The sequence below is a fragment of the Clostridia bacterium genome (assembly GCA_017438525.1).
GTDB lineage: Bacteria > Bacillota > Clostridia > Oscillospirales > RGIG8002 > RGIG8002.
In genome coordinates this window covers 1-21998 of sequence record JAFRVI010000004.1, presented here as the reverse complement: position 1 = coordinate 21998, position 21998 = coordinate 1, and the positions used below count along the sequence as shown (strand labels likewise).

Below are 21998 nucleotides of genomic sequence, written 5' to 3'. Positions count from 1 at the left end.
TACCACATTTTGTGGGATAAATAAAGAGTATTAAACACAATTTGTCGGATTTTTCAAACATTTTTTGACACGGATTCCGACGGGACAAGCGTTAAAGTATTACCGTACGGGAGGAGGATATAATGAACAATACAATCACCGAAAGAAAAGCAAAATCGTTAAAGCCGACCGCAGAAAAGCTGCTTACCTTCAGCGGAGTAAAGGCAGCTGCGGCTGCCGCGTTCGGGTTTATAACCGCGCTTCCGATAAAAGCGATAGGCGTTTCTCCGTTCGCGGTCGCAGCCGCGGCGGTAATGCCGCGAAGCTGGGTGTTCCTGTGCTATCTCGGCGGTTTCTTTTCATATATGACCAATTCGTTCTACGAATCGGCGGCGCCGGTATCGGCAATGACGGCAATACTGCTTTTCCGGCTCATTTTCAAAGGCAAAGGCAAAACCGTTTCCGATGCTTATATTGCGCCGATCGCGGTATTTCTGGCGCTCACGGTAACAGGAATACTGTGCGGAGATATCAAGTTATCGGAATTATCGTCAAGTATGGGTTGGATAGGACTTTCGGCGGTCGCCGCCGGCTCGGCTTTCATCTTCAAAAACTCCGTTGAATTATACGGCAAGAGCTTATTCGGGCTCTCGCCGTCGAAACTCGCCTATGCCGCGGCCGCTGCGTTTTTGCTGCTTCTGCCGCTCGAATCGGTCAAGGTATTCGGCGTAAGCCCGCTCGCGTTAGCGGCATCGGCGGCAGCGCTCACTTTCGCCGTAAGGTTGAACGGGACGGAAGCGTTCTTCACCTCCGCTTTCTTCGGGGCGGCATGGGCGCTGGGAGCTTTAAGAGCGGAGTATTTCCTTATCCTGCCGGCGTGCGTTATGGCGGCGCGGACTCTGTTCCCACTCGGAAAGCTACCCTGCGCCGCCGGATTTATAGCCCTGCGGTTCGGCTTCAATCTGATATTCACACCGATTGTCGAGCTACTTCCTCAGATGATAGAAGTGCTCGCCGCCGCTTTTATACTGATAATCATACCCCAGAGATATCTGACACGCGCCTCGCTGCTAAAAGAGAGTGAGCGTGAAAATACGGCGGGAGAATATGCCGCGGATAGAATTAAAGAAACCGCCACTCTGTTCCGTTATCTCGGCGACAGTATTGCCGACGTTTCGTCAGAAGTAAGTAAAGAGCTTGCTCCGACTCCGGAGAGCTGCGTCGATCATATCCGCGCCGCTCTATGCGACAAATGCGAGCTGACTAAGTTCTGCAGCGGCGTCAAGCGAAACGAGGTAGAAAAAGGAATAGCAAAGTACGCAAACGACGCTCTCAACGGCACGGCGACCGCGGCGTCGCTTCCGAGATGCGCGCATTTAACCGAGATGGAGAATGAAATTAGAAGCTATATGCTCCACTACAATGAGTCCGTTGCGGAAACACAGGATTTGCGCGAATTGTCAACCGATATATATGCGATTGTATCCGACGCTTTGGAGGATATTTCTACAGAAATCGCAACAGAACCGGCAGCAACCGAGCGTATGATCGATCCCGTTAAACACGTTGAAATCGGATGCTCGCGATATAAAAACGAGAAAGAGATAAACTCCGGCGATAACTGTGAATACTTCATACAAGGAAAACACCTTTTTGTTATCATCAGCGACGGGATGGGCTCCGGTAAGCTTGCATCGATAGACAGCGGTATGACTTGCAGATTGCTGAAACGCTTTCTGATCAGCGGTTTCTCTTTCGCGACCGCTCTTAAACTCGCGAATGCCGCACTGAAACTGAAAGGCGGCGACGAGTCTTTCGCCACCGCAGATATCTGCCGGCTCGACGTTGAAAGCGGAGAATTCTCGATTGCGAAAGCCGGCGCCGCGGCAAGCTATCTGGTATCGAACAATCGCGTCCGGCGACTCTTTTCAGCGACGCTGCCGGTCGGAATACTGAATGAAGCGCGCTTTGACGTTATTTCCTCAAAGCTGAAAAAAGGAGACTGTCTGATAATGGTTTCGGACGGGGCGCTCAACAACGGCGACGAATGGATCGAAAACTCCCGCTTTTACGATTCAGACGTTAATAACATATGCAGCAGAATAGTGAAAACCGGCAGAGAAAGCTACGGCTCTTCCCCTGCCGACGATATAACAGCCGTATGTGTTAAGCTCAAATAGAGGAACGCCTCACAGATAGAACCTGTGAGGCAATATTTCATCAAATCTGTATTCAACGGTATTGTCACCGTCAGCAAAATATAGTTTGAAATCGTCGGAACAAAACTCGCTCATAAACTGGCGGCAAACGCCGCACGGATAGCAAACGGACCTGTCGTCTTCGACGCCTCCGACTACAGCAATCGCTTCAAACTCGCGTTCGCCTTCACTGATCGCCTTTGCAAAGGCAGTGCGTTCGGCGCAGATAGTGGGTGAAAACGTCGCGTTTTCTATGTTGCAGCCCATATAAACCTTTCCGCTTTTAGCCAGCAGAGCAGCGCCTACGGAATGATGCGAATACGGTGAATACGACTTTTTTCTCGCATCCCGTGCGGCTTCTATCAAGGTTTTTCCGTTCATCGAGCTCACCTCCTGAGATTATTTATAACCATCTATTGATACTATATCATCAATCATCGATTATATCAAGATTTTTATTCCTATTTTCAAAAATACAGTTGAATCTTCCGGCAAAATGTAATATAATATCTCTGAATTTGTAAGAATTTGTCGGGGGAATGTTTTATGTTCAAAGTCGGTTTTGACAATGCCAAGTATATCGCGATGCAGTCTGAAAACATCGAAAAACGCATCGACCAGTTCGGCGGTAAGCTTTACCTCGAATTCGGCGGCAAACTTTTCGACGATCTGCACGCTTCGCGCGTACTTCCGGGTTTCGCGCCCGACTCAAAGATCCGTATGCTTCTGAAGGTCGCGGACAAGGCGGAAGTCGTCGTTGTCATCAACTCCTCCGACATTGAAAACAGCAAGATCCGCGGCGATCTCGGCATAACTTACGACTCCGACGTTCTGCGGCTTATCGATGCGTTCCGCGACTGCGGACTCTACGTCAGCAGCGTCGTTATAACGCAGTACAGCGATCAGCCCGCCTGCCGTCTTTTCAAGGAGCGTCTTGAAAACCTCGGCCTCAAGGTCTATCGCCACTATCGCATAGACGGTTATCCTTCAAACATCCCTCTCATCGTCAGCGACGACGGCTTCGGTAAAAACGAATACATCGAGACAACTCACCCGCTCGTCGTCATAACGGCGCCCGGCCCCGGCAGCGGCAAGATGGCAACCTGCCTTTCGCAGCTCTATCACGACAGTAAGTGCGGTATCAAATCCGGATACGCTAAGTTTGAGACCTTCCCGATCTGGAACCTGCCCCTGAAGCACCCTGTCAACCTCGCGTATGAGGCCGCGACGTCGGACCTCAACGACGTCAATATGATCGACCCCTTCCATCTCGAAGCGTACGGCACGACCGCGGTCAACTATAACCGCGACGTTGAGATTTTCCCCGTTCTGAAAGCTCTGTTTGAGCAGATCAGCGGCGGTGAATGCCCCTATAAATCTCCGACGGACATGGGCGTCAACATGGCGGGCAATTGCATAATTGACGACGAAGTCGTATGCGAGGCGTCGAATCAGGAGATAGTACGCAGATACTACAACACGGTCTGCGCCGCCAAAAACGGCAAGGTCAGCAGCGAAGCCGTCTATAAAAACGAAATGCTGATGAAGCAGGCCGGCGTCGACGAAAGCTTCCGTCCTGTAGTTGCCGCCGCGCTTGAGCGCGAAAAGGAAACCGGAGCACCCGCCGCCGCGATACAGCTCGACGACGGACGCATCGTTACCGGCAAAACCTCCTCCCTTCTCGGAGCATCAGCGGCCGCGCTGCTCAACGCTCTTAAGGTGCTCGGCGGTATTCATCACGATATACTGCTGATATCTCCGATCATCATCGAGCCGATCCAAAAACTCAAGACCGTCGAACTCGGCAACAGCAATCCCCGCCTTCACACCGATGAAATACTCATCGCTCTTGCGATAAGCGCGGCGACGAATCCGACTGCCGACCTTGCGTTGAAACAGCTCGGAAAGCTTCGCCACGCGGAAATGCACACCTCGGTTATGCTCGCCAGCGTTGACGAATCCACACTCAAAAAGCTCGGGATAAACCTCACGAGCGAGCCGGTAATTCGCGGCAAGCGACTTTACAGAAAATAATCCTTCGCCGCGGCCGCCATCCGACAGCCGCGGCTTTTAACGAACAGAAACGGAGGTGGCGTTTTGTCCCCCATCCTTGAATGCAAAAACCTGATAAAGAACTACGGCGATACTCCCGCCGTAAACGGACTTGATCTCACTGTCGAGCCGGGCCGTATCGTCGGCTTGTTCGGACCGAAAGGCAGCGGAAAAACTACGCTTTTGAAGCTCGCCGCCGGCCTGCTTACGCCGAATGGCGGAGAACTGCTCATCGACGGCAAAACGCCGGGAGCGGAAACGAAGCGGATCACCGCGTTCCTTCCGGATAAAGACGGCTTTAACGAACGCGATTCAGTCGCCGGCATACTGCGCGTTTACCGCGATTTCTACGCGGATTTTGATGAACGCAAAGCGCTCGCCATGCTCTCCGATCTCGGCGTGGAGCCAAAGAATAAATTAGCGGATTTATCAAAGGGCAGCGTTCAGAAGCTGCGTCTTTCACTAACCGTCAGCCGCGCCGCAAAGCTCTATTTGCTCGACGATCCCGTCAAATCCGTTGATACGGCGACTTTAAGCTACGTCCTCGACTCGATCGTTTCCGGCCGTCCGGATAACAGCTCGGTAATCATCACGTCACAGACTCCGTCCGACGTTGAGCGTATAATTCAGGACGCCGCGTTTATTTCCGCGGGCAGAATAACGCGTTACGCAGATGCGGAGAAAATGCGTGCCGATAACGGCAAATCGGTCCACGCCTTGTATACGGAGGAATTCAAATGCTGAAAAAACTCATCAAGCACGAATTCATCTCTACCTGGAAGACTATGCTGCCGCTTTACGCCGCTATGCTCGTCGCCGCAGGCGCCGGCAGACTGCTTAACCTTTTCGGCGGTTCATCCGACGCAATGGTCATGCAGACCGTCATAAACGTCGTCCGCATACTCAACGATCTCGTGCTGGCACTCGGCGCCTTCCTCACCCTGTACGTTATAGCGCAGCGCGTCTATCGCTCGATGCTCGGCGATGAAGGAACAATCACTATGACGATGCCCGTTACGATACGCGCGCATCTTACCGCGAGATTCATTGCGGCTATGGTATGGTGCGCGTGCACAATGGCGGTTTCCGTTTTCTCATACTGGATATATCACGCCGTGCTCCCGCCGATAGTAACGGTATTCTTCAACCGGGGATTCGGATTCTTTTATAACTTTATGGCCGCCCTGCTTGCGCTTCTGATCGCGGCGGTCATCGTCGCGGGCGTATATCTCGCCGCAGCCGTCGGCCACCTCTTCCTGAAACAGCGGCTTCCGGCTACGGTAATCAGCGGAGTACTGATCATCGGCGTCCTCGGCGGCTTGAGTTATCTGACGTTCGAATTCGGCGTTTTTGAAAAGGTATTCGCGTTTATCGGAGAGGCATCCGTAAAAACAATGAGCGACTACGGGATATTCGGAGCGATATTCTTCTCCGCGCTCTGCGTCGGCTGCTTTGAAGGCGCGAACGCCATCATTAACCGCAAACTGAATATACTGTAAACTTTTTTCGTAAAAATCAAAATTTAGTGTTGACAACTCGGGGGTATTCGATTATAATACCTCTTGCACGCGGTCGTGGCGGAATAGGCAGACGCGCTAGCTTGAGGGGCTAGTGAGAGCAATCTCGTGGGGGTTCAAGTCCCCCCGACCGCACCAAAAATACGGATTGACCATCAGGTCAATCCGTATTTTTTAACGCTGTTCATCGGGACTTAAAACGATCTCCGCTCAAACAGCCGCAGATTATGCCGGTCAGATTCCGAGCGCGCTTATCAGTTCGTCCTTCGTTTTGTATCCCACTGACGTAGAAGCAACTTTGCCGTCCTTTATCAGCACGACCATTGGAATGCTCATCACTCTGAATGCAGCAGCAAGCTCCGGCTCCTCATCGACGTTCACCTTGCCCACCTTAACTGTTCCGGCGTACTCCTCGGCGATTTCGGCAATGACGGGCGCAAGCATGCGGCACGGTCCGCACCATGACGCCCAGAAGTCTATAATAACCGGTATTTCCGAATTCGTTACCTCGCTGTCGAAGTTTTCGGAAGTGATCTTCAATTCAGCCATTTTCAAACCTCCTGACGTTTCTTTGATATGATTATACCATACTATTTCCCTTTTGTCCACCGTTATGTAAGATTTGCTCTTAACTATTGACAATCAGTCGTAAATGTGAGAAAATAACAAGGATAAGTTCAAACGGAAGAAGGATAGATATGTTCCAGTCAAGAACTCATAACTGTGGTGAGCTTCGCCTTTCGGACACGGGGAAAACGGTTACACTCTGCGGGTGGATGGAAAACGTCCGCGAAGTCGGATCAAACTTCGCCTTCATTGTGCTGCGCGACTTTTACGGCACGACGCAGCTCGTAGCGGAAACCGCCGAAATGATGTCGGCATTTAAAGAAATCAACAAGGAATCAACAATAAGCGTTACCGGTACGGTGCGCGAGCGCCAGTCGAAGAATCCGAAGCAGGCGACCGGAGATATCGAAGTCGTTCCTACGTCAGTTACCGTCCTCGGCAAGTGCCGTTTCAATTCCCTGCCGTTTGAGATAAACAAATCACGCGAGGCGGACGAAAACGCCCGTCTGAAATACAGATATCTCGACCTGCGCAATCCCGAGGTAAAGAAGAACATAATCCTCCGCAGCAATATCGTCGCGGCGCTTCGTTCTTCTATGATAGAGCACGGATTTATGGAGATTACCACCCCCATACTCACCAGCTCTTCCCCCGAAGGCGCGCGCGACTATCTTGTTCCTTCACGCAATCATCCCGGCAAGTTCTACGCGCTGCCCCAGGCGCCGCAGCAGTTCAAGCAGCTGCTTATGGCATCGGGCTTCGACAGGTATTTCCAGATCGCCCCCTGCTTCCGCGACGAAGACGCGAGAGCGGACAGAAGCCCCGGCGAATTTTATCAGCTTGATATGGAAATGTCGTTCGCGTCGCAGGAGGACGTGTTCGCGGTGCTCGAGGACGTGCTCCCGCCCATCTTCGCAAAGTACGGCAAGTATAACACCGCTTCCTCCGCCCCCTTCGCGCGAATCGCGTATCTCGACGCGATGGAAAAGTACGGCACCGACAAGCCCGACCTGCGTATCGATCTTACGGTAAGCGACGTTACTGACGTCATGCAGGGCTGCGGCTTCGGCCCCTTCGAAAACGCCGAAGTACGCTGCGTGGTCGTTCACGGCTTCACCGAGCCCCGTAAGTTTATCGATAAGCTCATAGCGGATACCGAGGTTATCTCCGGCAACAAGGCATGCTGGTTCCGCCTCGACGAAAACGGAGAGCTCGTTGGCGGCATTTCGAAATTCCTGCTTGACCGCAAGGACGCTGTCGTCGAAAAGCTCGGGCTCAAGCCGAACAGCTTCGTAGCGCTCGCCGCAGGCAAAAAGCTCGCCGCGCAGAAAACCGCCGGCGTACTCCGCAAACTGCTCGGAGCTTCCGTTCCCGGCCATATGGACAAGGAAAAGTACGAATTCTGCTGGATAGTAGATTTCCCGATGTATGAGATCGGCGATGAATCCGGCGAACTGGAGTTCTGCCACAACCCATTCTCCATGCCCCAGGGCGGCCTCGAGGCGCTTGAAAATAAGAATCCTCTCGATATACTCGCGTATCAGTACGACCTCGTGTGTAACGGCGTTGAGCTCAGTTCGGGAGCGGTCAGAAACCACGACCCCGACCTCATGATCAAGGCGTTCAACATTGTCGGCCTCGGTGAAGACGACGTCCGCGCGAAGTTCCCCGCAATGTACGGCGCCTTCTGCTACGGAGCCCCGCCGCACGCAGGCATCGCTCCCGGCGTCGACAGAATGGTTATGCTGCTCGCCGGTGAAGATTCGATTCGAGAAGTCATCCCCTTCCCGATGAACAAAAACGCTCAGGATCTGATGATGGGCGCACCGTCTGAAGTCGATCCGCGGCAGCTCTCCGACGTCCACATAGCAATAATCAGCGAAGACAAATAAGCGCAGAATACCGGCTGATCCGTTTTTCAGCCGGTATTATTATGACAATTTATTTTTATACATCAAAAAACGCCTGTAATCGCGTATCCATTCGATTTACAGGTGAATAGCGGACAAAAATATACATTATTTGTTTTATCCGATTGGTAAAAATATACTGAATGGAAATCTTTTTTTGCATCCATCTGTTGAAAACCCTGTTGAAATTGTGAAAAATTCGCATTATATCGCGCTTCATTTTTTCGGCGAAAAAATATTTTTCTACAGATTGTTTACAGGGTTGATTTTACTCCTATACACATTATACATATAACGAAAAACCGGAGCCGATGACTCCGGTTTTTTTGATATATACCGCGGATTTGCCTCCGCCTCAGAGCCCGAAGCTTATTGAAAGCGCCTCGTTGACTCTGTTCATTGATTCGTCGCCTATGTGCCCCATTCGTTCCTTCAGTCGCTGCTTATCGATAGTCCTTACCTGCTCAAGCAACACGACGGAATCCTTCTCAAGCCCGCAATTCGCCGCAGATATCGGAATATGAGTAGGCAGACGCGACTTGCCGGTCTGCGAAGTAATAGCCGCGGCAATAACGGTAGGACTGTATTTGTTGCCGACGTCGTTCTGCACGATGAGCACGGGGCGCGTGCCTCCCTGCTCCGAACCGACGACCGGACTCAAATCGGCGTAGTATATATCTCCTCTGAAAACATTCAATGCTATTCATCTCCGTTTTATCGAATCAGCGGCCTTCAATAGTATTCTTGCCGTTTGATGACCCGATTAAACAATGATACGAAAAATTTTCCGCCCCGATATCATTCTATTCGGAGATGAGATTTGTTGTTAATGCTCGAGCAGTCCCGTGCTGCCGACGACTTCGCCGTTTTTAAGAAACACTCGCGGAACGCGCTTGCCGATAAGAGAAATAATCTCGTAAGGTATGGTTCCGGTAAGGCGCGCCAAATCTTCAGCCGTTATGCGTTCGCCGCCGTCGTTGCCGATGATAACCGCCGTATCGCCTTCCGAAACGTCATGATCGGTAACGTCAGCCATCGTCATATCCATACAAACGTTGCCGACGGTATTCACGCGCTCACCGTTTATCAGCACCTGCGCCTTGCCGGAAAGCAGACGCGCAAAACCGTCCGCATAGCCGACCGGAAGCACGGCAATGCGGCTTTCATGCTCGGTAACGAACCTGCCGCCGTAGCTTATCGAAGCCCCTGCCGGTATCGTCTTTATCTGCGAAACAACAGTCTTAAGCGTCATGGCAGGCGTGCCGTATTCGCCGCCAAACGGAGAAAGTCCGTAAAGAATAAGCCCCGGGCGGCACATATTCAGACGGTACTGCGGATACGCCAGCATACCCGCTGAATTGCAGCAGTGGCGATACTTCACCTTTATTCCCGCCGCCCCCAAAGCGTCTGAAACAGCGGAGAACAGAGCGAACTGCGCGGAAGTGGCTTCGTCGTTTCTCTCGTCAGCGCGCGCAAAATGCGTAAACAAGCCCTCGACGCGAAGCCCCTTGACGCCGCATATTTCGAGCGCCTGCGCGGACATTTCTTCGGCAGAGCCGTTCAGACCGAGGCGCGACATTCCGGTGTCGAGTTTGATATGCACCTTTATGCTTCTGCCGTGCGCGGCCTGAGCGAGTTTTTTGGCTCCCGCAACAGAGAACACCGTTTGAGATATATCGTTGATATAGAGCACGTCCGCGAGCTCCGGAGGAGTATATCCGAGTATGAGGATACCGCCGGAAATGCCGCCGTCGCGAAGCTGCAGCGCTTCTTCGATGTTAGAAACAGCGAAGAATCTGGCTCCGCAGTCAAACAGCTGGCGCGCAACGGGAACGGCGCCGTGGCCGTAGGCGTCCGCCTTGACGATGCACATGCACTCAGCGTCGCCGGCGGCTTTTTTTATCATATTATAATTGTGTGCTATGGCGTCGAGATCTACCTCCGCCCACGTACGCTTCAGATACTGATCCAAGTATTAACACACCCTTACCGTTTAAAATCCGAAAATTCGATATATACCCCGTCCGACTCAAGCGATATCGGAACGGAAGTGAAGCCGTCAACACGGATGCTGCCGTTTCCGCGGCGAGATGAGAACCGCACTATCTGAACGTCGCCGTCCGCAATGACCTCGGTCCTGTTCGAATCACTGAAAGCATCGTAAATCAGTTCGGCGACAGAGCGCGGAAAGCGGTTTTCTATCTTCGAGCCGCGAAACTCCACAGAGCTTCCGGCGCCGAGAGAAACGACAAGTCCGGAAAATGCTTCGGGAGATTTAAGCTTTACCGAAACAAGATCCGCACCGCCTCTTTCTACAGAAGCAAGATACTCTGAAGAGTCGACGACGATTTTCACTTCGCTGCTGAACGGAAGTGAAAGATATTCCGTTACGTCCTGCGTATTTCCACAGGCGAACAGCGCAAATGAAAGCGCTGAAAATACAAGTAATGCCGGTATTCTGCGCACGGGGCGTCTCCCCTTTACTCAAAGCTTTTGAATACCTTCGGCAATCTGTCTATCATATCGCAGGCGGTCATACCGGTCATGGAAAGCTCCTCTGCGGCAAGATCGCCCGCAAGCCCGTGAATATATACCGCGCAAGCGGCGGCACGGTGCGGCTCTTTGATAACCGCCGCGAGCGCGGCCGTTATTCCGGCGAGCACGTCTCCGCTGCCCGCGGTAGCCATTCCGGGATTTCCGCTGTGATTGACGTAGATCGTGCCTTTGGCATGCGGCGAAGCAATCACGGTCTGCGCGCCTTTCAGCACGGTCACAACGTTCAACTCGCGCGACGTGTCGGCGCAAACGATTTCTCTGTCGGCCTCGACCTCTTCGGAAGTCATACCGGTCAAACGCGCCATCTCTCCCGAATGCGGCGTAATTATCACGGTCGCCTTGGTATCCTTGATAATATCTATGTCGCGGGAGAGTATGTTTATTCCGTCGGCATCAAGCACAAGAGTTTTTTCATAATTCTTGAGCACATACCGGACAACGCTTTCTGACAGTTCGGACTTACCGAGCCCGCATCCGAGAACACAAACGTCGGATTTTTCCATAAGGCGATTCAGGTCCTCCGGCTTATCATATCCGCGCACCATAACCTCTCTAAAGCACGGATATACCGCGGTCTCGATCTCGCGCGGGACCGCAACCGTAACAATACCGGCCCCGCTGCGCAGCGCGGCGTTTGCGCACATTACGGCGGCGCCGTGCATTCCTCGGCTGCCGCATATGCACAGAATGTATCCGAAGTCGTACTTGTTCGCATCTTCCGGGCGCGGCTTGATAAACCTCGCTACGTATTCGTCGTCGATAACACGGTATTCCATATTATCCTCCTCTACGGAAATGTATCCGCATACGGTTTAATCGTCCGAATCGGTTATATCGGTACCGCTGATGAAAGCGCCGTCTTTGATATACGTATTCTTTGCTTTAACGTGTTCGGCGTAGGAGCGCGAGAAAACGTTCGTGCCCTTACCGTCGGAAACGAAGTAATAATAATCCGTGTCTGCGGGATAAAGAGCCGCTTCGATAGCCGCGAGTCCGGGGTTGCATATCGGTCCCTGCGGAAGCCCGGGATACTTGTACGTATTATACTTATTATCAACCGATATATCCGCCTTTGTCAGCACGTCCTTGCGTTCCGTCATCGTATATTGAACTGTAGCGCATGACTGGAGATAGCCGAAACTCGGATTATTCAGACGATTATGGAAAACAGAGGAAACGTTAGGCATCTCATCTTCGCTGCCGGCCTCCGCCTGAATAATAGAGGCAAGCGTTATGACTTCGTCGACCGTCATACCGAGTTCTTCAGCTCTCTCGTACATCAACTCGTCAAATACGGAGTCGAACTTCTTAAGCATGCGAATGATAATCGAAGTCGCGCTCTCGCCGGCGTAGATCTCGTATTTCGCCGGGAAAAGGTATCCCTCAAGCCGCGCCGAACGCTCGGGCAGATCATTCAAAAATTTGAAATCCTCAAATTGAGTAAAGTTTATTGCCTCGGTCAGATCAGCTCTGCTCGCATATCCGGCGTTTGAAATGATACTAATGACATCCTTCTGCGTCTTTCCTTCGGTGACAAGGAACTCTGCTGTCTCTCTGCTCTCGGTCGCTTGCGAAAGTTTGCGAAGTATAGTGTCGTAATCGTCGCCCTTCTTGAAATAGTGGGTACCGTACTGAACTTGAGTATTTTTCTTTATCAATGAATAATACAGGCGGAAAGCGAAGGGAAAGTCAATTATATCCGCATCGGAAAGCTTAGAAGTTATCGTGGAAAGTCCCTCGCCGTCCTCGACGACTATCGGAATATCTTCGCTCACTTTATTGTGGAACGCAAAACAGTCGCGTATCGCGAGCCACGATAAAAGCGTAAGAAGCAGAGAAACAACGATAACGCAGGATATAAATATGACGCTCTTAGGGACGGGGCGTTTGGTCTTGGGCTCCGCCTTATCAGCCGCTTTTCCCGTGGACTTGGAGGGCTTTCTCCCCTTCTGCGCCTCCCACGCTGCAAGTTTAGCCGCGCGATCGCGCGGAGTCTCCTGTTCATAGGTGTTTATCGGCACGTCATCCGCGTCTTTAATCCTGATATCGTCAACTGCGATCTTACGTCCGGGCGCGGGGTCACCGGACGAATCGTTCGCTTTTCTCAGAAGGTTTTTTTCGAATTCCGACTGATTGAAATCCATAGTCTCAACTCCTGTAACACAATAACGCCAATTCGCATAGTATATACCAAACACCAGAATGTGAGGTGAAAAGAATGGGCAGATGTATGGACGATTGCGGCAACAGCATCGTATGGATAATCCTTATCCTGCTTCTCAGCGGTTGCCTCGGCGGATGCGGCTGCGGCAATAACGGTTGCTCCAACTGCGGCTGATACAGCGCGACGTGAAATGTGTATATACGCCGGGTACCGCTTTCGGGCGGTACCCGCCTTTTTATTTAAAACGGATTATCCCCGAACCCGCAACCGCGGCAGAGGCAACAGGCACGTCGTGCGGCTCTGCCCGCAACTCAGAGATAAACAATTGAGGAAAGACGGCGCACACCGAAAAACCGGTGAACCTCTTTAAAAAGCGGTCGTAATACCCTCCGCCGTATCCGAGACGCCGGCCGAGTTTATCAACCGCAAGCGCGGGAACAACGCATATCGCGTCGGAGAATTCCGAAACGAGTTCGCAATCCGCTTCGTCCGGCTCCGGTATCCCCATTCCGCCGGAACAAACACAATCCGAAGCTCCGGCGATACAGAAGCTCATTACACCGCCGCGCGTTACCGGAAACGCGGTCAGCTTGCCGTCCGCTGAGGCGGCTTCGGCAAGCGGAAGGATATCGGGCTCACTGCCGATCGGGAAATACAACATCACGAGGCGCGCGGCTTTATACTCCGGCAAAGAACGTATCAACTTGACAAGTTGCGCGCTGCAAGCGAAACGCTCGGCCTCGGGTATCGAATCGCGCAGCGTCCTGAACTCCGCGCGCAGAATATCCTTTACCAAAGCATTCCCTTTCTCAAAGCGTCGGCCGTCTGACGTCCTTTCAGTATCTCAACAAGCTTCAGCGCAAATTCAGAGGTCGTACCCGGTCCCCTGCTCGTGATGAATCTGCCGTCTACGCAGACTCGATCGGAAGATTCAACGGCACCGATAAGGCGACCTTCAAGCCCGGGATAACATACGGCGCGCCTGCCCTCAAGCAAGCCGAGTCCGCCGAGAACCGTCGGCGCCGCACAAATCGCGGCAACGTACGCGTTTCTTTCGGCAGCGTCTTCTACAAGCGCTGCGACTTCAGGTTTTGCGGCAAGGTTATCCGTCCCGACGCTTCCACCCGGAAGGATGACCATATCGGCGTCGTATCCGCATTCGGATATGAGAATATCGGCTTCCACGTTGATCCCGTGTGCGCCGGCGACGATTTTGCCGGTAACGCCGACGGTTTTTACTTCGAGATCGGCTCGACGAAGAATATCGACACAGCCGAGCGCTTCAATTTCTTCAAATCCGTCGGCAAGAAACAGATAAATCATACGCTCCTCCTACAAGTTGTAAAGGTTATTGATATAGAATCGCTGCGGAACATCAACGGCGCGCAGCGGCTTTATCATGCCGATGCGCACGGTTTCGGCGCAGTCAGGCGCGTAATCCAACGGCGCCGTAACCGAAGCGGATGCCATTCCGAGCAGCGAAAGCGCCGAAGAAACGAGGCCTTTCACGCGCTCGCGCGGTGCAAACGCTTCGACGCGCCGGTCCGAAGTCACGAAGCACACGCCGCTTTTGCCGATGACCGCGGTGCGCGGAGCGAGAGCTCCGCTTGCAATTAAATCACGTTCGGAGAGAATAGAAACGTTGTCGCATTTTTCGGCAAAATAAAGGTATTCGGAATAAGCATCGGTATCGCCGATAAAAACTCTTTCTGTTTCAGATGCGGTGACGTTGAATGATGCGCCGACGCCGTTTGGCGCAAATCCGAGACGCTCATAGAAGGCAAAGAGATCATCGTCTTCGGGTATCAATACCGCATAGTCCGCGTCCGTATCGGCACATACTTCTTCTATCAAACCGGCGGCGTATCCTTTGCCGCGGTGAGAAGGATCTGTGCAAACGCCGAAAATATACGTTCCGACGCGCTCTTCTTTGTTTAAGCGAAGACGTACCGGCTTGCACAGCGCAACGGAAACCGGCTTGTCATCTGTCATTTTCACATAGCAAGCGCCGTTCTCGGCCGCGTCGGCAAGCAAAACTCCTGCTTCAGCGCCCGACATACCGAAAGACATCGACATTAACGATGCGATTCCATTGGCGGCAGGCATTGTATACTCGTTCAGACGCATATTGTCACCGAATACTTCTTGAGCATAAAAGTCGGATGATAAGACTGCTTCGCCTTTGCCAGCCCTTCAATTCCCATATCTTCTTCGCGGTTGATAAGATAACTGCCGACGCACACGTTGCGCACGAAATCGCGGTTTATAACAGGATAAGCGCCGCGGGTATTCAGCGCCTTTTCGATATGCACGACGAATGAATCGCCGCGCCGTTCGCCTGCAGACATAGCGACAACTTCGCCGCCGACCCGTATCAAGCCGCCTTCAAATCCGAGCCGGAAAAAGTTCTCAAGCGACATATCGAGCGCGATCCGCTCCTCATCGTCGATTCCGTGAAGAGACTGCTCACCCCATTCGATTGAAAAGTCGCAACATTCATCGATATTATCCGGCGTTATCATTTCAAAGCGATGGTCGGGGTACAGCTTCTCGAAATACGCAATATGATTGCGTTTCTGATGATATTTCTTACCCGGCAGCTCGGCGAGATCGCCGTATAGGTAAACGTAATCGAACGAATGCGGCAGCTCGCTTTTTTCATATACGATACCGCAGGCGTCGAGACGGGCAAGCATATCGTCGGTGACGTACATAAGCTTCCGGCAGCCCTGCTTTTTCAGCGCTTCCGCCAGCTCCTCGTTTGAGCAGATCGGGAAAAAGGCGTATTCCCCGCCCTTTTCCATAATGAAGCATGCATCCCGATCAAACGCAACGCGCGTATCGTATCTATGTTTCCAGATAAAGAGATTGCCGAACGTATAGTCGGCTGTCGGGTATAATCCACCGTTGGCGTCGATGGCGTTCAGAATGCTGTCAAACCGCTCTTTATCGTCAATTCGTATCTCTTTGAAATCAAGCATTCAGCAGTAAAGAAACCTCTCTTAAAACATCTTCCGCGATCTCGTCAATCGAGCGAAGCTCATCGTTTTGAGTGCATTCGATGACTTTCCAGCCGAACTTCTTTGCGGAATACATACCGGACGCCTCGCATCTGCGCAGGTAATCCACGTCACGTTCATGGATGTCCTTTTTAGACTCATCATTACCGTAGCGCTTCGAAAGAAGCTTTTCCGAAATATCCACCGGCATACGCAGGTATATAGTCAGATCCGGCACCGGAAGCCCGAGCTTCCTGAACTCGAAGTCATAAAGCCAGTCAAGAAACTCGTCCCACTGTTCTCTCGGCAGTTTAGACGCCTGATGAACCATATTCGAGGTAGTATATCTGTCAAGCAGAACTATCTCACCGTCGTCAAGCGCATTGCGCCACTTTGAAAGGTAAGACGCTATGCGGTCGACGGCAAAAAAAGCGGAGGCGACGTAGCCGTTCACGCTGTCGGGCTTGTCCCCGAAAGCGCCGTTGAGATACATACGCAGAGGCGCGCTTGACGGCTCATCATAATCCGGATAACTAACCCTTCTGACCTTATATCCGCACGACGTCAAAAAGTCGTAAAGACGTTTGTTCTGAGTCGCCTTTCCGCTCCCGTCCATACCTTCAAACACTATCAGCTTACCTTTCATTATCACACCTCTGTTTATTCAGCTTTTTCGTCCTGCGCCTGCTGCTGAGGACGAAAACGGGTATTTTAACGATGCGCTTTATGCGCGACGGCTGTTTTACGGTGCGGTAGAGCCATTCGCAGCCGATCTTGCGCCAAAACGCGGGCGCGCGTTTGACCCTGCCCGCAAGCACGTCGAGCGTGCCGCCGAGACCGAGCATCACGCCGCAGGAAAGGCCGCGGTGCGCAGCCATCCATTCCTCTTGCTTCGGAGAACCGAGGCATACGAACAGTACGTCCGGCGAGGCGGTGCCAATCATATCAACGATATCGGAATCGTCTTCAAAGAAGCCCTTATGCGTTCCCGCGATCTTTACGCCCGGATATTCGGCGGAGATGTTTTTCGCCGCGTCTTCCGCAACGCCTTCCGCGCCGCCGAAAAGATACAGACTGCCGCCGGCGGCGTCAAGGCGCTTGATAAGCTCCTGCGCCAGCTCGACGCCGGGCACGCGCTCTTTTATCGGCGTCCCGCACCGCTTCGCCGCGAGCTTCACGCTGACGCCGTCGGGGACGGCGAGATCGGCTCCGGAAAGCACGTCGAAAAACGCGGGATTCTTATAAGCGTATTCGGCAATTTCGCCGTTGGGAGTCACTACAATTCTCGCTTCCCTCGCCGCCGTATAGGCAAAGCATTCGTCGGCGATTTGCGAAAGCGTCGCATTCGCGTATTCTATTCCCATAATACATACTTTTTCCATAACTGACATTATATCACAAGCATTGTTAATTTACAATAGTAATATTTAGGTTTGAATACAGAAAAACAGACCGCTTACGCGGTCCGTTAAAAGCTGGGTTATTGCCGCTGTTTATCTTTTCTGCCCGACTCGAGAAGTTCACGCTCGAATTCTTCCGGGTGCTTCTTGTGATAATTCTGATGAAACTCTTCAGCGGAATAAAAGGATTTGAAGGGTTCAAGCGCGACAAACACGCTGCGGCCCGAAGCCCGTTCAAGTTCGGCCGTCGCATTGGCCGCAATTCCTTTTTCGGTTTCGTCCGAATAGTAGACGGCAAGCGAATACGATCTGCCGCGGTCGATGAACTGTCCGTCCGGATCGAACGGGTCGGTATTAGAGAGCAGAGCCGATACCAGCTCGGCGTAACTCACGGCGGCTTCGTCATATGATACCATAACGGTCTCGCGGTGTCCGGTCTTCTGTGTCTTGACGTCGTCGTAAGTCGGATCCGCTTCGTCGCCGCCGCTGAAGCCGCTTACGACTTCAGTTACGCCGTCAATCGCATCGAACACCGAGGCGATGCACCAGAAGCAGCCGCCGGCGAAATACGCTTTTTTCATACCAGCCGCGCCTCCAGCGCCTTCGTGAAGCGCTCAAGCCCTTCCCTGTCACCGTCGGAAAAACGCTCCAACGAAGCGCTGTCGATATCAAGCACGCCGTAAACCGAGCCGCCTTTGAAAAGCGGAATAACGATTTCCGAATTGCTCGCGGCGTCGCACGCAATGTGACCCACAAACTCGTGCACGTTCGGAACGACGACGGTTTCGCCGCGTTTAAACGCCGCGCCGCAGACTCCTCTGCCGCGCGGTATCCTCACGCAAGCGGCCTTACCTTGAAACGGCCCGAGCATAAGCGCGTCGCCGTCCGCGATATAGAAGCCCGCCCAACTGACATCTTCGAGCGAGTTATACAGAAGCGCCGCGGCGTTGGCGAGGTTTGTGACGTTATTATCAACGCCGTCCGTTACGGCCTCAAGCTGTGAAATCAAAAGCGAATAGTCCATATCATTCTCCGATCGCTCGTTTGCGCTTTCATCATGTGTGGTGATTATCTCTATTCCGTCGTGTTCCCCGCTTAAATAATCGGTTAGAAAAGCCGGAAACGCCTTTACGCCGCCGAGCTTATCGACGGGAACCCAGTGCAGCGAAAGCTTCTCATCTCCGCCGGGAAGGTCTTTTGTGCCTCTCGGCTTCATCAGATAGTAGAAAGCGAGCTCGTGGCACTTGCGTACGCCGCCGCACCCGTCGCTCTCGTTCCAGAAGCATTCGTGAATAACGGCGAGGCGGTCTATCTCGTAGCGGACGCCTGTTTCTTCGTACACCTCACGGAGCACCGCCTGCTCGGAAGTTTCGCCGTGATGCACGCCGCCGCCGACGGAGTAGTAATAATCAAACCCTCCGTCGGATACGAACAGCACGCATCCCTCTTCTATTATTATCGCGGCGGCCCTGTATCTGAACCACTCGCCGCCCTTTTCAAAACCGCAATCGGTAGCCATATGCCCTCCTTAATTATTCAAGAGCCATTCGTCCAAAAAGCGCATTTGCGCGTCGGTGTGAAACCAGTGCTCGCCGCCGTCCATAACGGTTAGCTTCGCGCCGAACTTTTCCGCGAAAGCGGCAACGCTCTCAAAAGCGACGAGCCGGTCTCCGCTGCCGTAAAGGATCTCCGTCGGAACGCTCCATTTCACCGGAAGCCGTCTTTACAGCGCCTTTCGCTTTAAGCTCTTCTTCGCTCACGTCCGACGCCGACATCATACCGAGTATAAGCTTTTCCATATCCACGACGGGTGAAACGAAATACGCCTTTCGGAGAAGCGCGTCGATACCCGCGTTAAGCGAAAAGAACGCGCCTATACTGTTGGCAATAAGTATAACTTCACCAAAGCGTTCGCGCAGCTCCGAAACCGCCTTATATATTTGCTTCCCCGTTTCCCATGGAACGAAAGTCTTATAGTCGAGCCCGACGACATCGTGATCGGGAAACAGCGGCTTATAGCGCTCCGCCTCGGCGGCGCCGCCGCCCTTGCCGTGAACGTAAAGCGCCGCGCCGGTATTACGTTTATTATCAATCATAACTCAAGCCGCATATTGACGAACTCCTGATACTCGCCACTTCTCAAAAGGAAGCCGCGCGGATTGCGCCCGAATTCAACGAAGCCGTGCTTTTTATACAGCGCGATCGCGGCGGTGTTTTCCGCGACGACGTCAAGCTCGAGCTGACGATAACCGGCTTCTTTCGCGCATTTGATACAGGCGTCCGTCAGGGCGGAACCTATTCCGATACCCCAGTACTCTTTCAGTATGGCTATGCCGAATTCCGCGCGGTGTTTCAGCTTATCTCTGCTTCCTACCGGATCAAAACCGGCGTCCCCCACGACCTTGCCGTCCAGAACAGCTAAAATGAACACGGATTTTTCGCTTTCCGCCTTTTTCTGAAGAAGCTCCGCTTCATTTTCTGCGGTAAATGAGGTTTCGTCAGAATAGGTTAATAAGTATTCCGTTTCCGCGTGCGTTTGATTGAAAACCGCAAGCGCCTCCGCTCCGTCGGCCGCGTCGGCGCTTCGAAGCAGAAGCTCTGCGCCGTTTTTCAGTTGTACCGTTTCGCGGTAAAGCATTGCGCAAGCACCTCAATGAATAAATGAACAAATGAATTATAACAGATATATGAGTCAAGTTCAAGATTATCTGCAAAAACAAACTATATCGAAGCGCATTCGCAACCTTTGTCACGCTTGACATCTATTGATCGTTCTTGATTCTCGCTTGCGCAACGCGACCCCCGGCGCGTTGCTGCCGAGTCGCCTGCGGCGGCTCGGAGCTCGTTTCAAGTCCCGCTGCCGATTACCTACCAAAACAGGCACACCCAATTGGGTGTGCCTGTTTTGCGCTTACCGAACGAATATGCAAAATGGATAAAATAGGTAAAAACGTGTTTTTCAACTGATTTCGGTTCCCTATGTAATACCCATCCTTAAACGAATGAAACCGCAAAAGTGAAATATCAAGCTTTGTGAGGTTTTTTCTGTGATTAACAGACAAACAGCCCAAGTAATAAAATGGCGCAAATTCAGTGCTGCAGACATTGTTTCAATATATTCAAGGATGATCGTTTTTACACAAACAAAATAACCCAAAACAGCACATCATCAATCCGTTTGTCCCTACAAACCGGAATTTATCGTTACCTTATTCTTTTTGGCTATTTTACACTTTTTCTCCAACCGTCGATCATCGCCTTAATCTCATCGTCACTCATTTTTTCGGCGATGCTCCACGATAAAGGAAAATGCTCTTTGACAAACGCGCCGAAAGCCGTATTGTATTCGGACGTTCCGAACTTCAAAAGACGTTGCTGATGAATCGCGCGTACCATATCACACTCTATAATCTTTTCTTTTTCTTCTTTATTAAGCGACCCATACGTGCGCAAAATGACGCGACCGTCCGCGATTCTTTTTCTTATTTCTTCAAACACATTGTCTATCACGGTTTCTTTAGACACGTTCACCGGTACCTCGGAGTTGTACACTCCGGCGATATGCGTAGGGTGGATACACATATCATCAACGCACTCGTAAATGCTTCCGGAAAGTCCTTTTATAAGGTCCGAAAACTGATTATCATACCATTCAGTATAAACGACAGTGCCCAGATCGTTTTCATTGAACGTGACAAATTTGTATGGACGGTTCCAGATGTAAAACAGCGATAGCGTTTCATTTGGGGTCAAATAGACGACCGGATTTTTTATCGTATTATGAGCCTTTGAGTATGGCAAAAGTGTTTTGATACCGACAACTGCAGAACCATGATAAAAAATACCGGGAGACACATTATTGTCTGTCATGTTTACCTCCTCGTGAGTTTTGTAATATACAAGTACTTATCCTCACAAATCCCGATTTGTCAATTTGATTCCATGTTTCGCTTAGCGGTTCTGCACGACGATACAAGCATCACGCGAATAGTTGTGCATTGTTTGTTCAAAGAATCGAATGCGGAATCTTCTATGTATCCCGTCCGATGCAACAGTTCTAACCAATAACCGGTCTCGCTTGCTTCTTTCAAAGCAATCTCAAGTTTGGAAACAAAATCTTTTTTGCCCTGTGCGTAATTTGCTTCGTAAATATTTGCGCCGATCGAGGTACCGCTTCTGCCGATCTGATTTGAGATGACTGACTCATGTTTTGCTTTCAGGTCTTTGACAAGATTTACTATTTGAACAGAGAAGTTCATGGAGATATCGGCAAGTTTGTTTTCTTTCATTCTCACGTTCTCCTTTTTGTTTAATTATATCATATTTGAATGCAAAAATCAATGATGTCTCCGCCTATGGCGGCTGATGATGTATCTGCTGACGCAGAAATGATGTTGTTCGCTATCGCTCACAATGATGAGATGTTTGCCCCAATGTCCCGCAGGACACATCATCAGCGAAGCGGCATCATGCGCGAAGCGCACATCATTTGCCCGACAGGGCAAACATCATTGAAAAAGGCACGCTTTCGCGTGCCGAATGACGTATTATAAAACCCGCGTCCGTCACCCGTAAACGGGTTCGGACGCGGAGGTGACACAACTCGTTGCGGTTCCCGAAAAACGTTCGCGCTCGACGGGGCTCGCGCGCGTTTTT

The 21998-nt window shown here is 51.7% G+C and carries 23 protein-coding genes, 1 tRNA gene and 2 pseudogenes; 6 read left to right on the top strand and 20 right to left on the bottom strand.

Features of this window, described 5'->3' with window-relative positions:
- The first annotated feature begins 122 nt into the window (after window positions 1–122).
- Window positions 123–2159, top strand: coding sequence for a SpoIIE family protein phosphatase (locus IJL83_00400; protein MBQ6552070.1), 2037 nt, complete (start codon window positions 123–125; stop codon window positions 2157–2159).
- Window positions 2160–2168: 9 nt separating this feature from the next.
- Here IJL83_00400 and cdd read toward each other — a convergent pair whose 3' ends face one another.
- The gene (gene cdd, locus IJL83_00395; protein MBQ6552069.1) at window positions 2169–2558 is read right to left on the bottom strand and encodes a cytidine deaminase; all 390 of its coding nucleotides are present in this window, start codon (window positions 2556–2558) and stop codon (window positions 2169–2171) included.
- A gap of 165 nt (window positions 2559–2723) precedes the next feature.
- Here cdd and IJL83_00390 point away from each other — a divergent pair, with 165 nt between their 5' ends.
- The 4 genes from IJL83_00390 (at window position 2724) to IJL83_00375 (ending at window position 5884) form a co-directional block, all read left to right on the top strand.
- Window positions 2724–4211 carry a DUF1846 domain-containing protein gene (locus IJL83_00390; protein MBQ6552068.1) on the top strand — a complete coding sequence of 496 codons (1488 nt, stop codon included), beginning with the start codon at window positions 2724–2726 and terminating at the stop codon, window positions 4209–4211.
- A 63-nt stretch (window positions 4212–4274) separates the two neighbouring features.
- On the top strand, window positions 4275–4973 hold the full coding sequence (locus IJL83_00385) for an ABC transporter ATP-binding protein (GenBank protein ID MBQ6552067.1): 699 nt from the start codon (window positions 4275–4277) through the stop codon (window positions 4971–4973).
- Window positions 4967–5728, top strand: a complete 762-nt coding sequence (locus tag IJL83_00380; protein ID MBQ6552066.1) for a hypothetical protein — start codon at window positions 4967–4969, stop codon at window positions 5726–5728. The genes IJL83_00385 and IJL83_00380 overlap by 7 nt, the downstream gene beginning before the upstream one ends.
- Window positions 5729–5797: 69 nt before the next feature.
- Window positions 5798–5884, top strand: a tRNA-Leu gene (locus IJL83_00375).
- 96 nt (window positions 5885–5980) lie between these two features.
- Here the strand turns inward: IJL83_00375 and trxA are convergent.
- Complete coding sequence (gene trxA / locus IJL83_00370) at window positions 5981–6295, bottom strand: thioredoxin (protein MBQ6552065.1); 315 nt, start codon at window positions 6293–6295, stop codon at window positions 5981–5983.
- A 149-nt stretch (window positions 6296–6444) separates the two neighbouring features.
- Between trxA and aspS the strand changes: the two genes are divergently transcribed.
- The gene (gene aspS, locus IJL83_00365; GenBank protein ID MBQ6552064.1) at window positions 6445–8205 is read left to right on the top strand and encodes an aspartate--tRNA ligase; all 1761 of its coding nucleotides are present in this window, start codon (window positions 6445–6447) and stop codon (window positions 8203–8205) included.
- Window positions 8206–8578: 373 nt separating this feature from the next.
- On the opposite strand, the gene IJL83_00360 is transcribed toward aspS, so the two are convergent.
- From IJL83_00360 to IJL83_00275, 18 genes and pseudogenes are all read right to left on the bottom strand, one after another.
- On the bottom strand, window positions 8579–8920 hold the full coding sequence (locus IJL83_00360; protein ID MBQ6552063.1) for a type II toxin-antitoxin system PemK/MazF family toxin: 342 nt from the start codon (window positions 8918–8920) through the stop codon (window positions 8579–8581).
- Window positions 8921–9049: 129 nt separating this feature from the next.
- The gene (gene alr / locus IJL83_00355; GenBank protein MBQ6552062.1) at window positions 9050–10195 is read right to left on the bottom strand and encodes an alanine racemase; all 1146 of its coding nucleotides are present in this window, start codon (window positions 10193–10195) and stop codon (window positions 9050–9052) included.
- Between the two features lie 14 nt (window positions 10196–10209).
- The gene (locus IJL83_00350) at window positions 10210–10689 is read right to left on the bottom strand and encodes a hypothetical protein (GenBank protein ID MBQ6552061.1); all 480 of its coding nucleotides are present in this window, start codon (window positions 10687–10689) and stop codon (window positions 10210–10212) included.
- 14 nt (window positions 10690–10703) lie between these two features.
- A complete protein-coding gene (locus IJL83_00345; protein ID MBQ6552060.1) occupies window positions 10704–11555 on the bottom strand; it encodes an NAD(P)H-hydrate dehydratase in 852 nt (283 codons plus the stop codon).
- A gap of 36 nt (window positions 11556–11591) precedes the next feature.
- Entirely contained in the window at window positions 11592–12923 is a 1332-nt protein-coding gene (gene mltG, locus IJL83_00340) for an endolytic transglycosylase MltG (GenBank protein MBQ6552059.1), read from the bottom strand.
- 255 nt (window positions 12924–13178) lie between these two features.
- Window positions 13179–13739, bottom strand: coding sequence for a 5-formyltetrahydrofolate cyclo-ligase (locus IJL83_00335; protein MBQ6552058.1), 561 nt, complete (start codon window positions 13737–13739; stop codon window positions 13179–13181).
- Window positions 13733–14266 carry a DJ-1/PfpI family protein gene (locus tag IJL83_00330; GenBank protein MBQ6552057.1) on the bottom strand — a complete coding sequence of 178 codons (534 nt, stop codon included), beginning with the start codon at window positions 14264–14266 and terminating at the stop codon, window positions 13733–13735. The genes IJL83_00335 and IJL83_00330 overlap by 7 nt, the downstream gene beginning before the upstream one ends.
- Before the next feature lie 9 nt (window positions 14267–14275).
- Entirely contained in the window at window positions 14276–15001 is a 726-nt protein-coding gene (locus tag IJL83_00325) for a GNAT family N-acetyltransferase (protein ID MBQ6552056.1), read from the bottom strand.
- Between the two features lie 59 nt (window positions 15002–15060).
- Window positions 15061–15924, bottom strand: a complete 864-nt coding sequence (locus IJL83_00320; protein ID MBQ6552055.1) for a DUF2156 domain-containing protein — start codon at window positions 15922–15924, stop codon at window positions 15061–15063.
- The gene (locus IJL83_00315) at window positions 15917–16588 is read right to left on the bottom strand and encodes a deoxynucleoside kinase (protein ID MBQ6552054.1); all 672 of its coding nucleotides are present in this window, start codon (window positions 16586–16588) and stop codon (window positions 15917–15919) included. Before IJL83_00315 ends, IJL83_00320 begins: the two co-directional genes overlap by 8 nt.
- Window positions 16578–17306, bottom strand: a complete 729-nt coding sequence (locus IJL83_00310; GenBank protein MBQ6552053.1) for a WecB/TagA/CpsF family glycosyltransferase — start codon at window positions 17304–17306, stop codon at window positions 16578–16580. Before IJL83_00310 ends, IJL83_00315 begins: the two co-directional genes overlap by 11 nt.
- Window positions 17307–17422: 116 nt before the next feature.
- Window positions 17423–17923, bottom strand: a complete 501-nt coding sequence (gene msrA, locus IJL83_00305; protein ID MBQ6552052.1) for a peptide-methionine (S)-S-oxide reductase MsrA — start codon at window positions 17921–17923, stop codon at window positions 17423–17425.
- Entirely contained in the window at window positions 17920–18366 is a 447-nt protein-coding gene (locus IJL83_00300; protein MBQ6552051.1) for a GAF domain-containing protein, read from the bottom strand. Before IJL83_00300 ends, msrA begins: the two co-directional genes overlap by 4 nt.
- 30 nt (window positions 18367–18396) lie before the next feature.
- Window positions 18397–18861: pseudogene (locus IJL83_00295) on the bottom strand (NUDIX domain-containing protein).
- Between the two features lie 9 nt (window positions 18862–18870).
- Window positions 18871–19438: pseudogene (locus IJL83_00290) on the bottom strand (alpha/beta hydrolase).
- Window positions 19435–19980, bottom strand: a complete 546-nt coding sequence (locus tag IJL83_00285) for a GNAT family N-acetyltransferase (GenBank protein MBQ6552050.1) — start codon at window positions 19978–19980, stop codon at window positions 19435–19437. The pseudogene IJL83_00290 and the gene IJL83_00285 overlap by 4 nt, the downstream one beginning before the upstream one ends.
- Window positions 19981–20564: 584 nt before the next feature.
- Window positions 20565–21212: a hypothetical protein gene (locus IJL83_00280; GenBank protein MBQ6552049.1), complete on the bottom strand. Its 648-nt coding sequence runs from the start codon at window positions 21210–21212 to the stop codon at window positions 20565–20567.
- A gap of 59 nt (window positions 21213–21271) precedes the next feature.
- A complete protein-coding gene (locus tag IJL83_00275; GenBank protein MBQ6552048.1) occupies window positions 21272–21631 on the bottom strand; it encodes a four helix bundle protein in 360 nt (119 codons plus the stop codon).
- Window positions 21632–21998: the final 367 nt, after the last annotated feature.